The sequence below is a fragment of the Paraburkholderia aspalathi genome, from assembly GCF_900116445.1.
GTDB lineage: Bacteria > Pseudomonadota > Gammaproteobacteria > Burkholderiales > Burkholderiaceae > Paraburkholderia > Paraburkholderia aspalathi.
Window position 1 is genome coordinate 182,423 of the sequence record NZ_FPBH01000002.1, and the last position, 16,610, is coordinate 199,032.

The 16,610-nt window shown below is 62.2% G+C and carries 12 protein-coding genes; 5 read left to right on the plus strand and 7 right to left on the minus strand.

Going from position 1 to position 16,610, the window contains the following annotated elements; all coding sequences use genetic code 11:
* Position 1 precedes the first annotated feature (1 nt).
* A complete protein-coding gene (gene deoC / locus BM438_RS03450) occupies positions 2-1,012 on the minus strand; it encodes a deoxyribose-phosphate aldolase (protein ID WP_093632926.1) in 1,011 nt (336 codons plus the stop codon).
* A 252-nt stretch (positions 1,013-1,264) separates the two neighbouring features.
* On the opposite strand from deoC, the gene BM438_RS03455 reads away from it, so the two are divergent.
* From BM438_RS03455 to dinB, 4 genes are all read left to right on the plus strand, one after another.
* Positions 1,265-2,896: a sugar ABC transporter ATP-binding protein gene (locus BM438_RS03455; protein WP_093632927.1), complete on the plus strand. Its 1,632-nt coding sequence runs from the start codon at positions 1,265-1,267 to the stop codon at positions 2,894-2,896.
* Positions 2,893-3,894 carry an ABC transporter permease gene (locus BM438_RS03460; RefSeq protein ID WP_054038800.1) on the plus strand — a complete coding sequence of 334 codons (1,002 nt, stop codon included), beginning with the start codon at positions 2,893-2,895 and terminating at the stop codon, positions 3,892-3,894. The genes BM438_RS03455 and BM438_RS03460 overlap by 4 nt, the downstream gene beginning before the upstream one ends.
* 119 nt (positions 3,895-4,013) lie before the next feature.
* Positions 4,014-5,159 carry a substrate-binding domain-containing protein gene (locus tag BM438_RS03465; RefSeq protein ID WP_093632928.1) on the plus strand — a complete coding sequence of 382 codons (1,146 nt, stop codon included), beginning with the start codon at positions 4,014-4,016 and terminating at the stop codon, positions 5,157-5,159.
* 183 nt (positions 5,160-5,342) lie between these two features.
* Complete coding sequence (dinB, locus tag BM438_RS03470; protein ID WP_093632929.1) at positions 5,343-6,509, plus strand: DNA polymerase IV; 1,167 nt, start codon at positions 5,343-5,345, stop codon at positions 6,507-6,509.
* Here the strand turns inward: dinB and BM438_RS03475 are convergent.
* From BM438_RS03475 to BM438_RS03500, 6 genes are all read right to left on the minus strand, one after another.
* Positions 6,506-7,930 (minus strand): heavy metal sensor histidine kinase, encoded by a 1,425-nt coding sequence (locus BM438_RS03475; RefSeq protein ID WP_093632930.1) that lies wholly within the window; start codon positions 7,928-7,930, stop codon positions 6,506-6,508. The genes dinB and BM438_RS03475 overlap by 4 nt on opposite strands.
* Positions 7,927-8,613 (minus strand): heavy metal response regulator transcription factor, encoded by a 687-nt coding sequence (locus tag BM438_RS03480; protein WP_093632931.1) that lies wholly within the window; start codon positions 8,611-8,613, stop codon positions 7,927-7,929. The genes BM438_RS03475 and BM438_RS03480 overlap by 4 nt, the downstream gene beginning before the upstream one ends.
* A 79-nt stretch (positions 8,614-8,692) precedes the next feature.
* The gene (locus tag BM438_RS03485; protein ID WP_093633238.1) at positions 8,693-10,180 is read right to left on the minus strand and encodes an efflux transporter outer membrane subunit; all 1,488 of its coding nucleotides are present in this window, start codon (positions 10,178-10,180) and stop codon (positions 8,693-8,695) included.
* Between the two features lie 29 nt (positions 10,181-10,209).
* Positions 10,210-11,433 carry an efflux RND transporter periplasmic adaptor subunit gene (locus tag BM438_RS03490; protein WP_093632932.1) on the minus strand — a complete coding sequence of 408 codons (1,224 nt, stop codon included), beginning with the start codon at positions 11,431-11,433 and terminating at the stop codon, positions 10,210-10,212.
* A 41-nt stretch (positions 11,434-11,474) separates the two neighbouring features.
* Positions 11,475-14,699, minus strand: a complete 3,225-nt coding sequence (locus BM438_RS03495) for an efflux RND transporter permease subunit (RefSeq protein ID WP_093632933.1) — start codon at positions 14,697-14,699, stop codon at positions 11,475-11,477.
* 435 nt (positions 14,700-15,134) lie between these two features.
* Positions 15,135-15,569 (minus strand): VOC family protein, encoded by a 435-nt coding sequence (locus BM438_RS03500; protein WP_093632934.1) that lies wholly within the window; start codon positions 15,567-15,569, stop codon positions 15,135-15,137.
* A 385-nt stretch (positions 15,570-15,954) separates the two neighbouring features.
* Here BM438_RS03500 and BM438_RS03505 point away from each other — a divergent pair, with 385 nt between their 5' ends.
* Positions 15,955-16,593, plus strand: a complete 639-nt coding sequence (locus BM438_RS03505; protein ID WP_093633239.1) for a LysE family translocator — start codon at positions 15,955-15,957, stop codon at positions 16,591-16,593.
* Positions 16,594-16,610 lie beyond the last annotated feature (17 nt).

Consider the following 16,610-nt stretch of genomic DNA (forward strand, 5'->3'; position numbering starts at 1 on the left):
TTCAGGCTACGGGGTGACGGTTGAAAGCGGAGTAACGACCGCTGACGTGATGTTCGAGCTGGCGTTCGATATCGGCCAGCAGGCTCGAGGCGCCGATACGGAACAGGTCCGGTTCGAGCCACGGGCGGCCGAGCTCTTCCTTCATGAGGATCTGATAGGACAGCACCGACTTCGCGCTCGACACGCCGCCCGCCGGTTTGAAGCCGATCGGCACGCCGGTGCGCTCCTGGTATTCGCGAATCATGCGCACCATCACCAGCGAGACATCCAGCGTGGCGTTGACCCCTTCCTTGCCGGTCGACGTCTTGATGAAGTCCGCGCCGGCCATCATGCAAACCATCGAGGCGCGCGCCACGTTGGAGAGCGTGCGAATGTCGCCGGTCGCCAGAATCGTCTTGAGGTGCGCGGGGCCGCAGGCTGCACGGAAGTCGCGCACTTCGTCGTAGAGCGCCTGCCAGTTGCCGGTCAGCACATATTCACGCGTGACGACAATGTCGATTTCCTGCGCCCCGTCCGCAACCGAAGCCTCGATCTCTTTCAGCTTCAGCGGATGCGGAATCAGCCCGGCGGGAAATCCTGTCGACACCGCCGCGACCGGAATGCCGCTGCCCTGCAGCGCGTCCACCGCCGCCGCGACGAACCGGTGATAGACGCAGACCGCGCCCGTCGTGATGCCTTGCGGCGCGATACCGAGCGCTTCGAGCAGATCGGCCCGCACCGGTTGGCGCGCCTTCGCACACAGGCGGCGCACGCGGCCTTCGGTGTCGTCGCCATTGAGCGTGGTGAGGTCGATGCAGGTGACGGCCTTCAGCAACCAGGCCGCCTGCGCATCTTTCTTGACGGTACGGCGCGTGGCAAGCGTCGCCGTGCGCCGTTCGACCGCCGACTGGTTGACGCGCAAGCCGTCCAGCCAGGATGCGTCGAACGGCATGCCCGGGTTGCGCACCGGGTGAATGAGCGGGCCGCCGCGCAGCGCGACGACCGAAGAAGAAAGCACAGGGGCTTCAGGCATAAGACATCCGAAAATTTGATGCGGCGCACAACAGCCGCCGACAATTTGTTCCCACTTATGCTACAACGATTGATAGAATCATAACAAGTATTACGCTTCAATCATCACATAAGCAGCCACCCAAGCGCTGCGAGCGCCGCCAATGTTATTGACGCACCATATTCATGATGCGAAGATCACAACACGGCTTTGCCCGATAGCACCACATACAAAGAAAAGAATGTCGTCGTCTTGACGAAGGAGACATGCCAGATGAGTGAGCCGGTTGCGGTCGCGGCCGCGTCATCGCCTCAGGTTCCATTGATCCGTGTTGCGGGCGTCACCAAGCGATTTGGTGGCGTGCAGGCGCTGCGCGGCGTCAGCCTTGATGTGTTGCCCGGCGAAGTGCATGCCTTGCTCGGCGAAAACGGCGCGGGCAAATCCACGCTGATCAAGATCCTCAGCGGCGTTCACACCTACGACGACGGCGTCATCGAGATCGATGGCCAGACAGTGGCGTTCGAGTCGCCGGCGCGATCGCGTGAGGCGGGTGTTGCCGTGGTCTACCAGGATCTGAGCCTCGTCGAATCGCTATCGGTCGGCGCCAATCTGATGCTGGGGCGCGAGCCTCGCACACGCCTCGGCTTTGTGAAAAACCGCCAGCTCATGGCGACGGTTAGCGAGTTTCTTCGCTCGCACGGCATCCCGCTCGACCCGCGCACCGCCGTTGGCGCATTGCCGTTCGCCTACCGGCAAATGACTGAGATCTGCAAGGCGCTGATGGGCGACGTGCGGGTCCTGATCCTCGACGAACCCACCTCGGCGCTCACGGGCGGCGAAGAGCAAATTCTGTTCGACGCGATTCGCGCGGTCACGAATCGCGGCGTGGGCGTGATCTACGTGACACATCGGTTGAATGAGGTGTTTCGGATTTCGCAGCGCGTCACCGTGTTCCGCGATGGCGCCAATGCCGGCACGTTCTCGACGGCGGAGACCGACATGAAGCAGCTGGTCGCGGCGATCGTCGGTCCCGGCCATGCCGCGTTGCAGGCGCGGGAGAGGACGGCTGTCGGCGCTGCCGAGGATGAATCAGCCGTTGGACCGCAAACATCGGACACCTCCAATGCCGCCGCTGTACCCGTTCTCAAATTGTCGAACGTGAGCAATGACAGGCTTCACGACGTCGACCTCACGATTCGTCCTGGCGAGATCCATGGCCTTGCGGGATTGATCGGCAGTGGGCGCACGGAAATTCTGCAAACCATCTTTGGCATTCGCAGAATCGAAGCGGGCGCCATCGAGATCGGCGGTCAATCGCGCTCTCGTATCACACCCGCCGAGGCCATCCAGCTCGGCATAGCGCTGGTGCCCGAAGATCGTCATCTTGAAGGGCTTGTTCTCGATCATTCGATCGAACGCAACCTGACCTTGCCGCGGTTGCCGCAATTTTCTCGCTGGGGATGGTTGCGCAGCCAGGCGGCCGTCAACCAGGCGAAGCGCTCGATGAAAGAGCTGGCAGTCAAGGCGCCCGGCTCCTCGACCGCGGTCAAGTTTTTATCCGGCGGCAACCAGCAGAAAGTGGTCTTCGCGAAGTGGAACCATCCGCGCCCCACGCTTCTATTGCTCGACGAACCGACTGTCGGCGTCGACGTCGGCGCACGCGAGGAGATCTACGGCGTAGTGCATGACGCCGCGCGAGCGGGCACGGCCGTGCTCGTCGTGTCCTCGGACCTCGATGAACTGTTGCGCCTGTGCGGCCGGATTTCGATCGTCGCGGACGGCTCGATCGTCAAGACCGTCGAGCGCGCCGAACTCGCCAACGCCGAAGCGCTTCATCACCTGATTCAACTGTCCCGTTCTTCCATCGAGTCCCCCGAGGGGACGTCCTTTGAGCACGCAATATGAACGACTCTGTCTCGCCGCTGACGGCTAAACGGCAGGCATCGCCACCGCAGAAGAGCCGTATGCGGCGCCTCGCGCAACTCCTCTTGCAAGGCGACCGGCCCTATGCACTCTACGGCGCGTTCGCGATCCTGCTGGTGGTGTTCAGCTTTGCCTCGCCGTGGTTTCTCTCCATCGACAACTTCCTGAATATCGGCCGGCAGACCGCACTGGTCTCGATCGTCGCAATCGGCATGACCTTCGTGATCATTGCGCGGCAGATCGATCTGTCAGTGGGCTCGACCTTGGCGCTCTCGGGCATGTCCGCGGCGCTCGCCATGTCGCATGTCGGCGACAGCTGGATCATCGGCGCGATTGCCGGCATCGGCACCGGCGCAATCGTCGGCGCGATCAATGGCGTCGTCACCACGCGGCTGAACATTCCATCGTTTCTCGTGACGCTCGGCACCTTGAGCGCGGCACGCGGACTCGCGCTGATGGTGACGACAACCCGGCCCGAGATCATCACCAACGACTCGTTCATCTCGATCTTCGGCGAGGGCGATATTGCCGGTGTGCCGGTGCCGATCATCTGGACGGTGCTGACCGTGATCGCCGGCATCCTGCTGCTGCACTACAGCGTGTTCGGCCGGCAGATCTATGCGGCCGGCGGCAATCCGACTGCGGCGCTCTACTCCGGCATCAACACGCGACGCGTGACCACCCTCGCCTTCATTCTCACCGGCGCGCTGGCCGGGCTCGCGGCGCTCGTGCTCGCTGCACGCTCGCATGCGGCGCGGCCCGATGTCGTGCAAGGGCTCGAGCTCGATGTGATTGCTTCTGTAACGCTCGGCGGTTGCAGTCTGTTCGGTGGTCGCGGCTTCGTGCTCGGCACGCTGCTCGGCAGCCTCATCATCGGCACGCTCAATAACGGGCTGGTGCTGCTCGGCGTCAGTTCGTCGCTGCAGTTGGTGATCAAGGGTGCGATTATCGTCGCGGCTGTGGCGTTTACCAGGAAGTGATTCAGGAAGTAACCAGGGAAATGAGGAAAGCACGTCGATCACGCGAGATGTCACGTGCCCGCGTTGTTCGTGAATGGCAGGAGACGTAACACAAACATGAAGACCAACGGAGAAGAATCATGAAACATCGTCGTGGCTCAGGAAGTGTTCTACCCACTCTCATGGCGGCGGCGGCCGTCCTGGCGCTGGCTTCATCGGGAGCCTACGCGCAATGCGTGACCAGCTTGCCGGCCGGTTCGATCGGACCGAAGACGATCGTCGGGCAAGGGCCGAACGGCGAAAAAGCGGCCTCAGTGGATGCCGTGAAGCTGAGCGACGCCGACATCGCCAAAATCAAGGCCGGCAAATTCAAGGTCGGCATTTCGATGCAGACCATGAATCTCGACTGGTCGCAACTGCAGGTGCAAGGCATCACGGACACGCTCAAAAAATACGGCGTGGAAGTAATCGGCACGGCTTCGGCGGAATACCAGGTCGACAAGCAGATTGCGGACATCGAGAACACCATTCAGCGCCACCCGGACGGCATCATCTCCATTCCGGTCGACGGCACGGCCACGGCCGCCACCTACAAGAAAGTGTCCGAGGCCGGGATCAAACTCGTGTTCATGGACAACGTGCCAACTGGCCTCAAGCATCCTGAACAATACGCAGCGATGATTTCCGCCGACAGCGAAGGCAACGGCCAGATCGCCGCGAAAGTGCTCGCCTCGTGCGTCCCGCAGGGCGCGACGATCGGGCTCGTGAACTTCGGCGTCGATTACTTCAGCACGACGGAACGCACCAAGGCCGTCAACGACTGGATCAAGAAGAATCGTCCGGACATCAAGGTCAAACAGGTCGCGTTTACGGACCCGTCGAAAGTGGGCCAGATCGCGGGCGACTTCCTCACCGGCAATCCGGACGTGAAGGGGCTGTTCGCCGTTTGGGATCAACCGGCGCTCGACACACTGACGTCAATGCGCGCGCAAGGCGTGAACATTCCCGTCACGACGGTCGACCTGGGCCTTCAGTCCGCCATCGAGATCGCCAAGGGCGGACCGCTCAAGGCAACCGGCTCGCAACGTCCGTACGATCAAGGCGTGGCCGAAGCCATGGCGATGATGAAGGCGCTGATCGGCCAGACGCCGCCGGCATGGATCGGCGTGCAGTCCCTGCCGGTGGTTCAGTCGAACGTGCTCGAGTCGTATAAGACGGTGTTCAAGAAAGACCCGCCGCCCCAGCTTGCGGACGCCTGCAAAAAAGCCAAGCCGGCTTGCGGCTAACGCTTCAAGCACGGCACCTTGCCCCGGCGGAGCAAGGTACTATTACGGTTTGGCGTCCGGCGTGCAGCGCATCATGGCTCGCACGTCCTGACGCCCGACGCAGCAAGTCGTACGATCGGGCAGCACGGCACATGCATCGACTGCTATGCTCGCTGCCCGCACCGTCACCCGTTTCCGCCAGCCATGAGTTCTGCAAGCCGCCACATCGCGCACCTGGACATGGACGCGTTCTACGCGTCCGTTGAACTCCTGCGCTATCCGCAACTGCGCGGCAAGGCGGTGGTGATCGGCGGCGGCCGCAATGCCGTGCCGCAAAAGCTTGAAGACGGCAGCCTTCGCTTTGCGAAACTGCGCGATTACGCGGGCCGCGGCGTGGTGACCACTTCCACTTACGAAGCCCGCGCGCTCGGCGTGTTCTCCGCGATGGGCATGATGAAAGCCGCCGTGCTCGCTCCCGATGCGATCCTGCTGCCCACCGATTTCGAGTCGTATCGCCACTACTCGCGTCTCTTCAAACAGGCGGTCGCCACCTTCACCGATCGGATCGAAGACCGCGGCATTGACGAAATCTATATCGACCTCACCGAGTTGCCGGGCGAGCCGCGCGAGATCGCCGCGCGCATCAAGCAGGCCGTCAATCAGGCGACCGGTCTCACCTGCTCCATTTGCGTGGCGCCGAACAAGCTACTGGCGAAGATCGGCTCCGAACTCGACAAACCCGACGGCCTCACGATCCTCACGCCTGCGGATGTGCCGTTGCGCGTCTGGCCGTTACCGGTGCGCAAGGTCAATGGAATCGGGCCGAAGGCCGCGGAAAAACTCACCTCGCTCGGCCTCGCCACGGTCGGGGATCTGGCAGCGGCGGACGCGGGTTTGTTGCAGGACAACTTCGGACGCAGCTACTCGGCCTGGCTCATGCAGGTCGCGCAAGGCTACGACGAGCGGCCGGTCGTGGTCGAGTCGGAACCCAAGTCGATGAGCCGCGAGACGACCTTCGAACGCGATCTGCATCCACGTCACGATCGTCCGGCCCTTTCCAGTTCGTTTACCAGCTTGTGTGTGCGGGTCGCGGAAGACCTGGTGAGGAAGGGCTATGTGGGGCGCACCGTGGGCATCAAACTGCGCTACGACGACTTCCGCACAGTCACGCGCGATCTGACGCTCGACGAACCAACCGCCGACGCCACCGAGATCCGGCGCGCCGCAACGGAATGTCTGAGACGGGTGGAATTAAAGCGCAAGCTGCGGCTGCTGGGCGTGCGTGTGAGCGCATTGACACCGGCCAACGCGCAACCGGCAAAGCGGCGCGTGCCGGTTCAGGCCGACTTGCCTTTTACCAGCAAAGATTAACCTGCTGCTTCCGCCGGGACACCGGCATTCACACGCGCCGCCGGCAAACTGGCTTCCATACTCGACGCCGCAATCGAAAACGCAAACGTGTTAACGCCGTTCGCGCTTTCCACCGACACCGTGCCGCGATGCATCTCGGCAATCGCCTTCACGATCGCAAGACCCAGGCCGTGGTTTTCGCGGCTATTGGTACGAGACACTTCCGCGCGATAGAACCGGTCGAACAGATGTTCGAGCACGGCCGGCTCGATCGGCTCGCCCGGGTTGGCCACCGCCACGCGCAACTGATCCGCTACTTCCAGGATCGTCACCGTAATCGCCGCGCCCGGCGCGCAGTGCTGGATCGCGTTCATCAGCAGATTCGTGCAGGCGCGGCCAAACAGCGAGCGGTTCACACGCGCCACCGCATCGCCGCGCAACTGCGCATGCACGCGTGCTTCTTCCAGCGGTATCTCGAGAAACTCCAGCGTATGCGCAACTTCCGCGGCCAGCGACACCTCGACGAGGCCCGTCGCGCGTTCGCCCTGGTCGGCGCGAGCGAGGAACAGCATGTCGTTGATAATCGCACGCATGCGTTCGAACTCTTCGAGATTCGATTGCAGCGTATGGCGCAAATCGTCGACCGAGCGGTTGCGTGTCAACGCCACTTCGGTCTGGCCGATCAGAATCGTCACCGGTGTGCGCAATTCATGGGCGACGTCCGCGTTGAACGATTCGAGGCGGCCGTATGCGCCGTCCAGACGTTCGAGCGCGCCGTTGAACGAGTTGGCCAGATCGCTCAATTCGAGCGGCAGCGAGGCCGTATTCAGACGCTGTGAGCGGTTATTCGGACTCACCGCGGACGCTTCTCTCGTCAGGCGCGTCAACGGCGCAAGACCGAGCCGCGCGACCGAGTAACTCAGCAGCAGCACGGCGAGACTGCCCAACGCGGACAGCGCGGCGAGCGCCGCCCCGAACACGCGCATTGTGCGGGTATTCGGCGAACAACTGGCGGCGACCTGCAATTGCACAGGTGGGCGAGCCCCGTAAGCCGGTATCGTCACAGTGATGGTCAACATGTCCGCACCGCCGCCGACGGGCGATACCCTCGCGTAGCCACCCGGCCAGCTCGACACCACGGGCCCCTCGATGGGCTTGCCATAGTGAAAATACGGATCGGTACTCGACACCGCGTACACGGTGCTGCCGTCGTGGGGCATCATGTCCGTGAGTTTTTCGCGCGCCATGCGCCACTTCTCCGGCGTCACCGCGTGATAGACGATGATGCGCGCGATCTCGGTACGATCGTCGAGCGATTCGCGCAAATGGTGTTCGAGTTGCGTGCGCAGCACCAGAAACAGCCCGGTGCCGATCAGCGTGAACACCAGTAGCGCCACGAGTGCGAACATCAACGCAAGGCGGCGCGCGATTGAACGGTTCATGATTGCTCTGCCTCTTCACGCACCTCGAGCACGTAGCCCATGCCGCGCACGGTGTGCAGCAGCTTCGAGGAAAACGGGCCGTCGAGCTTGGCGCGCAATCGTTTGATCGCGGTCTCGACCACGTTCGTATGGCTATCGAAGTTGACGTCCCACACGAGTTCGGTGATGGCGGTCTTCGAGAGGATGTCGCCTTGCCGGCGCGCCAGTACGCTCAGCAACTGGAATTCCTTCGCGGTCAGATCGAGGCGTATGCCGTCGCGGGTGGCGCGCCGGCCGATCAGATCAACGAACAGATCGCCGACGGAAATCAGCGTAGATTCCTGCGAACGCGTGCGGCGCGCCAGCGCATGCAGCCGCTCGACCAGTTCGAGAAAGGAAAAGGGTTTGGTGAGGTAGTCGTCGGCGCCTTCGCGCAGACCACGCACGCGATCGTTCACGTGATCGCGGGCGGTCAGCATGATGACCGGCGTCGACTTGCGCATGCGCAGCGCCTTCAGCACGCTGAAGCCGTCGCGTTTGGGCAGCATGACATCGAGGACGATCACGTCGTAATCGAATTCGGTGGCCAGGTGCATGCCTTCCTCGCCGTCGAGCGCCACGTCGACAACCCAGCCCTGCTCTGTCAAACCGGAGCGCAGGTAGTCCACCACCTTATGCTCGTCTTCAACGATCAGCAATTTCATGCGCGTCCCCTTGTATGTGCATTATACGAAACGCCTCGTTTTTCCTCTTTCCTGTCTGGCCGTGTCATTGTCGGGCGGCTCACTTCGCGGGAGCCATCGCCTCCTTCGTTGGATTGCCGGGCGGCTGCGCGCCCGCTATGTCCGCGGCATCCCAGCCGCCGCCTAGCGCCTTTACCAGCGAAACCGAGAGGGTCATCTGCTGGCCGTGAATCTGCACGTCCTGACGCTCGCTGGTCAGCAGCGACTGCTGCGCGGTGATGACGTCGAGGTAAGCGACCAGGCCGCCCGAATAACGATCGTTGGCGAGCGCCAGAAGATGCTGTGCATCGGTCACCGCCTCACGCGACTGCTTCGACGCGCCATCCAGAACGGAGAGGCCGGTGATGCCGTCCTGCACCTGCTGGAATGCGTTGAGCACGGTTTGGCGGTAGTTCGCCTCGGTGGCCTTGTAGCCTTCGCTCGCAAATTGCACGTTCGCCGCACGGCGGCCGCCGTCGAACAGCACCTGGCCCACGGCCGCGCCGAGCGTCCACATCAGCGTCGGCGCGCTAAACAGGCTCGCGAACTGCGTGCTTTCCCAGCCAATGCTCGGCGTCAGCGTCAGGCTCGGAAAGAACGCCGCCTTGGCGACGCCGATCTGCGCATTCGCCGCGGCCATCGCGCGCTCCGCCGAGGCGATATCCGGACGGCGTTGCAAAACGTCGCTCGGCAAACCGAGCGGAATCGCCGGCACCTGCGTCGCGAGCACTTTGGGCTCGATCGAGAACTGCGGCGCGGGCACGCCGACCAGGGCGGCAATTGCATGTTCAAACTGCGCGCGCTGATTCAGCAGGAGTTGCGCCTGCACGCGCGTCGAATCGAGCAGCGACTTCTGCTGCAACACGTCGAGCCCGGACACCGAGCCGAGATCGTGCTCGGTCGTGACGTAATCGAGCGCCTTCTGCTGCAGTTTTACCGATTGATTCAGCACGTCGATCTCGGCGTCGAGTTCACGCAGCGAGAAATAGTCGGTGGCGAGATCAGTGGTGAGGACGAGCCGTGCGTTGGCGAGGTCGTCGGCCGATTGCTGCGCGGAGGCCGCGGCGCCCTCCACTTCACGACGTATCCGGCCGAATAGATCGGTGTCGTAGTTGATCGTCGGGCCAAGTTGCAGATTGTTCTGTACTGTCGACGTGGTCGGCGTGTTGTAATTGGTCAGCGGGCGATCCTGCGAAATTCTGAAGCGCGACCCGGACGCTCCGAGATCGACTTCAGGAATCTGCTGCGCACGGGTGTTCGCCAGCGTCGCTTTGGCCTGCGCGTAATGTGCGCTCGCCGCGGCCAATGTCTGATTCTGCGCGAGCGCCTGCGTTTCCAGCGTCCCGAGCGTCTGATCGTCGAAGGCGCTCCACCAGTCCAACGAGATCGGCGCATGCGAAGGCGCCGCGACGCGCCAGTACGAATCGGTTTGCCAGGTTGACGGCACCTCGGCTTGCGGCCGCTGATAGTCCGGGCCGACTGTGCATGCAGCCAGCAAGGCCGCACTCGCGGTGACCGCCAGCGCCGTTCGTGTCGCTCGCGATGTCAGTGCCCGATAAGCGCTCGCCTGCTTCGCGATCACGACGCCCCCTTGCCGTTTTTCTTCGGCTGCGTGATCAGCACATGATCGCCGTCCGCGATCGAATCGCTCGGGTTGATGATGACCTTGTCGTTCGCCTCGATCCCGCTTTCGATTTCGAGCGACTGTCCCAGGTCCTGCGCGATCACGACCTTGTGCAAGGCCACAGTGCCGTTCGCATCGACCACCGCGACCCGCGGACCTTCTGCGCGGAACAGCAAGGCATTGCCCGGCACCATCAGTTGCGCATGCGCCGCCGCCGGCACGGCTACCTGCACATACGCGCCCGGCCGCAGCTTGTCGTCAGGATTCGGCAAGGTCACTTCGACTTGCAACGAACGGGTCGGCACGTCGATCGCGCCGGAGATGTGCGTGATCGTGCCGTGAAACTGCTGCCCCGGCAATTCAGCCTGCGTCACCACCACCTTCTGCCCGACCGACACGTTTTGCGCGTACGCCTGCGGCAGTTGCACATAGACCCGCAACGGGTCCGATTGCGCCAGCGCGAACAATGCACGACTCGTGCCGCTGCCCGCGTCGATCAGATCGCCGACATCCACATTGCGCTGCGTGACCACGCCCGCAAATGGCGCGACGATGCGCTTGAACGATTCGAGTTGCTGCAGGCGTTTCACGTTGGCATCGGCGGCAGCGAGATTGGCCAGGTCCTGCGAGTAGGTGCTGGTCCGTTCGTCGAGTTCCTGCTGCGAAACCGCATCGCGTTGACGCAGTTGCTGCCAGCGTTCCATCGAGCTTTTGGCGAGGCCGAGACTCGAACTGGTTTGCGCGCGCTGCGCCAGCGCCTGGGCGAGTTCCTGATCGATCTCGGGCGTATCCAGATCGGCGAGCAGTTGCCCCTGCTTCACGCGCGTGCCGATATCGGCGTACCAGTGCAGCAGATAACCGGTGGAACGCGCATAGATCGGCGATTCCACAAAGCCGCGCAACGTGCCCGGCAACAAGGTGTTGCCACCGCCCTCGGTTTGCGTCGGACTGACCACGTTCACATACTGCGTGGCGTTCTGCTTCGTCGTCTCGGCGACCGAGCGGCTTTGCAGAACATTCGCGATCACGGTGCGCAACGCGCCCACGGCGAGCAGCGCCAGCACGATCCAGATGGCGATTTTGGCGCGCTTCCATTCGCGATTGCGCGGGGGCAAGGCGTGGCCGCCTTCGGTCTCTCGCGCGGGAATCGCCAGCGATGCATGGGTTTTTTCGGTCATCTCAGTCAGCCATCTCAGTCAGCCGTCATTTACATTGAACGTTACGCGGGCTTGCCTGCGCCGCCGTGGTCAGGCGCGGGGCCGTCGTTACCGTGGCCGCCCGTGGTATCCGTGTCGTCATCGTCGCGATGGCGCCGCGCGAGGCGGGTATGAATACCTGCGAACACCAGTGGCACAAAAAACAGCGTAGACACGGTGGCGAATAGCAAGCCACCGATCACCGCGCGGCCGAGCGGCGCGTTCTGCTCAGCGCCCTCGCCGAGCCCCAGCGCCATCGGAATCATGCCGATGATCATCGCGAACGCCGTCATCAGCACCGGCCTGATCCGGCTAGCACCGGCTTCGAGCGCGGCGGTGAGCGGCGGCGCCCCGGAAGAGAGCCGCTGGCGCGCGAACGACACCATCAAAATACTGTTGGCGGTTGCGACGCCCATCGTCATGATCGCCCCCGTCAAGGCGGGCACGCTCAAGTGCGTACCGGTCAGGAACAGCATCCAGACGATGCCCGCCAGTGCCGCGGGTAACGCGCTAATAATGATCAGCGGATCGACCCACGACTGGAAATTCACCACGATCAGCAGGTACACCAGCACAATGGCCATCGCCACGCCGATCCCGAGACCGAAGAACGAACTGCGCATGGTCTGCACCTGCCCGCGCAAGGTGATCTGGCTACCGCGCGGCAACGAGGCCCGCACGTTGTTCACCAGCTTGTCGACCTGCGTGGCCACGCTGCCCAGGTCGCGCTTTTCGACGCTCACGTACAGGTCGATCACCGGCCTGATGTTGTAGTGCGTGACTTCCGCGAACTGATTCTGCGGCGAGACGCGCACCAGGTTGCCGAGCAGTTGCGTCGGACCGTTGGCCGAGGCCGAAACGGGCGTGCGCAACAACTCATCGATCGACGAGATCTGATACTGCGGCGTCTGCACCGCGACGCTGTATTCGACACCGTTCTTGTTGTTGAACCAGAAACCCGGCGAAGTCTGCGAACTGCCCGACAAGGAAATCAATACATTTTGCGCCACATTGCTTGCGCTCAGATTGAGTTGTTGCAGGCGCGTGCGATCCATCTGAAGATTGATCGCCGGTTCGTCCAGTTTTTGCTGGATGTGGGTGTCGACGGTGCCGGGAATCATCCGCACCTGTTTCAGCAGCTTGCGCGCAACGTCGAAGTTGCCCTGCTGATCCGCGCCGGAAATCTGCACGTCCACGGCGGCGGGCAAGCCGAAGTTGAGAATCTGCGTGACGATGTCGGCCGGTTGAAAGAAGAACTCGACGCCCGGAAAACGCTGCGGCAGGATCGCGCGCAGTTTGTCCATGTAGATTTGCGTCGGGTGGTGGTCTTCTTTCAGGGCCACCTGAATTTCGCCGTCGAGCGTGCCGATCGTGCCCGCGTTGCTATACGAAAGATTGATACCGCTATACGGCAAACCGAGGTTATCGAGGATCGTGCCGAGTTCGTCGGCCGGCACGACCTCGCGGATCACCTTCTCGACTTCGTCCGCGAGACGCGCGGTTTCCTCGATGCGGGTACCGGTCGGCGCACGCATGTGGAGACGAATGTCGCCGGCGTCGACGCTCGGAAAGAAGTCTTCACCGAGCACGAAAACCAGACCCATCGACACCACGCAGAAGCCGAGGAACAGGCTGCCGAACATGCCGCGCCGCACCAGCACGCTGCTGAGAATCACGATGTAGGTGGACCGCATGCGCTCGAAGCCGTGATCGAAACGCAGGTAGATGCGCCGAAACACGCTCGGCCGGGCATCGGCCTTGGGCTTGTGCGCATGGCCCATCAGCAGCATGGCCAGCGTCGGCACCAGCGTACGCGACAAAACGTACGAGGCGAGCATCGCGAACACCACCGCTTCGGCAAGGGGCACGAACAGATAACGCGCGACGCCGGTCAGGAAGAACATCGGCACGAACACGATACAGATACACAGCGTCGAGACGAGCGCCGGGATCGCGATTTCGCCTGCACCGTCGAGAATCGCATCGTGCAGATTCGTGCCCATATGCAGGTGCCGTTCGATGTTCTCGATCGTCACCGTCGCATCGTCGACCAGAATCCCGACCGCGAGCGCCAGGCCGCCCAGCGTCATGATGTTGATGGTTTGCCCGAGCGCGTGCAGGGCGATCAGCGAGGACAGAATCGACAGCGGAATCGAAATCGCGATGATGCAGGTGCTGCGCCAATTGCCGAGGAACAGCAGGATCATCGCGGCCGTCAACGCCGCGGCAACCAGCGCCTCACGCACCACGCCCTGCACCGCCGCTTTCACGAACACAGACTGATCGAACAGGGCCGTGATGTTCAGGTCCGGCGGCAACGCGGCGCGCGCCGCCGGCAGAATGCCTTGCAGCGTATTGACGATCGAAAGCGTCGAGGCGCTACCGTTCTTCAGCACCGACATCAGTACGCCACGGTGTCCATCCTGCCGCACGATATTGGTCTGCGGCGAGAAACCGTCACGCACGTGAGCGACTTCCCGCAGGTACGTCGTCGCGCCATTGAGCGTGCGCACCGGAATGTCGTTGAGCCCTTCCACCGTGGCGGGCGAGCCGTTCATATTGATCGTGTATTCCTTCGGCCCGATCTTGGCCGTACCGGTCGGCAGAATCAGGTTTTGCGCGTTGAATGCGCTGACCACATCCGAGGGCGTCAGGCCCTTTGCGAGCAAGGCGCGCGTGTCGAGGTCGACCGAGATCAGACGTGATTTGCCGCCGTACGGGTACGGTACGGCCGCGCCCGGAATCGTCACCAGTTGCGGGCGCAGGAAGTTCAGTGCCGTGTCGTTGAGCGCCTGCTCGGAGAGCTTCGGGCTCGACAAACCGAGCTGGATCACCGGAATGCTGGAAGCCGAATAACTGATCACCAGCGGCGGCGTCGCGCCTGGCGGCATCTGCTTGAGCTGCGCCTGTTCCACAGCCACGGTTTGCGCGATCGCGGTCTGGATGTTCGCGTTCGGCTGCAGGAACACCTTGAGAATCGTGATGCCCGCGAGCGACTGCGATTCAATGTGCTCGATGTCGTTGACCGTGGTGGTCAGGCTGCGCTCGTTGACGGACGTGATGCGGTTGGCCATGTCTTCGGCCGACAACCCCGTGTAATTCCAGATGATGCTGACCACCGGAATATTGATCTCCGGCAGCACGTCGACCGGCGTGGTCAACAGCACAAATGGCGTCGCCAGCAAGATCAGAATGGCCATCACGATGAACGTGTATGGCCGCTTAAGCGCAACGTTGACGATCCACATGAAACGCGCCCGAGAGAATGCAGGTAAGGAATGGGAGGGGATGGGTGAATCCGTACCTATGCTAGATCCATAGTACCAACGCCTGCATGGCGCCAAAATGGCCAGATTGTCAGGAAGGCTAATGTAAGGATAGGTGGCGCTTCAAACGCATGCGGGTTCATGCGGCGCAAACGTTTGATGAGATGTAGATAAGCTCTTTTAAGGGTATTGCTAAAGGCATGTCTCGTCGAACTGCCGTGAGACATGCCTTCAGAATAAGTTATGGAAAGCAAATACCTTACGCTCTAGCGCCGATTCTGGGATTCATTCCGGCGCGGCCGGTGAATCGCCGAGCTTTAGCGTCAGGCAAAAAAGGCCGGTCAACATGATTGCTGACCGGCCTTTTCGTTTCGAAGCGCCGGCGCGTGCAGCCGGCGCCCTCGCACCTACATCACTTCACTTCGCAAACAACGACGACATATCGGCAAACGCCTTGAATTCCAGCGCGTTGCCCGACGGATCGAGGAAGAACATCGTCGCCTGTTCGCCGACCTCGCCCTTGAAGCGCACGTGCGGTTCGATGATGAAGTCGATGCCGGCCTGTTGCAGCTTGTCCGCGGCGGCCTGCCATTGCGCCATCGAGAGCACCGCGCCGAAGTGGCGCACCGGCACCGCGTCGCCGTCGACCTTGCTAGTGTGACGGTGGCCGATTTCCTCTGGTGCGAGGTGCGCGACGATCTGATGTCCATAGAAGTTGAAATCGATCCATTCCGGGGAGCTGCGCCCCTCCGGACAGCCGAGCAGCTCGCCATAGAACTCGCGGGCCGCGGCGAGGCTATGCACGGGAAACGCCAGATGGAACGGCGGCAAAACGGTGTCGGCAACGCTCATGGTGGGGAAACTCGCTGAAGGTAAAGGGGGTTCGTGCATCGGTCAATGAAGCGGCCCGGAAAAGCGCACGCATGGGCCAGATTTTAACCATGATTAAAAATGGTGAAAAACGATATATATTTGATCTGACCAACACCAAAATCGATAAATCGACGATGCTCAGCGAACGGCGTTGATTCCGAATACAGCCGGACTCGGCACGTGGCCCGCCAGAGGAGCCCCGCGTTGCCCCACAAACGCCCGATTGTGCAGCCGCACGTGAGATCAACTGTATCTGTGAGATTCGCACACGGGCAAGCAAAATGGTTGTTCGCGCATCGATCCATGCGATTCCCCCGTGCCGCAACGAGCGGCGCAGTTCGCCCTCGCCGAGGTTCACACGCCCATGACCGCCAGCTCCTTCCTCACCGCCGATGTCCTGATCGCCTACAGCGCCTACTTCGTCGGCACGGCGAGTCCGGGGCCGAGCAATCTCGCGATCATGTCGCTGGCGATGAGCGCCGGCAGAAAATCCGCGCTCACCTTCGCGCTCGGCGTGGTGTCCGGTTCATTCTTCTGGGCGTTGCTGGCGTCGCTGGGTTTGTCGGCGGTACTCGCCACTTACTCGGAATGCCTGGTGGCGATCAAGATTGCCGGCGGACTTTATCTGCTGTGGCTTGGCTTCAAATCCGCGCGCTCGGCATTCAGCGCGGAAAAGCTGCCTACGAATACCGCACGCGAAGGCGAACCGCTCAAACGGCTCTATCTGCGCGGCCTGTTGCTGCATCTCACCAATCCGAAAGCGATTCTGGTGTGGCTCTCGATCGTTTCGCTGGCAATGTCACCAGCAGGCGGCACGTCGCACACTGCGCCGGTGGTGCTCGGCTGCATGGTGATCGGCGTATCCGTGTTCAGCAGCTACGCGGTGCTGTTTTCAACTGCGTCCGCACGGCGCATCTACGTCGCGATCCGTCGCTGGCTGGACGGGTCGCTCGCGATCATGTTCGGCATTGCGGGGATCAAGCTGCTGACTTCGAAAAGCTAGCCGCACCTTCGGGGTGC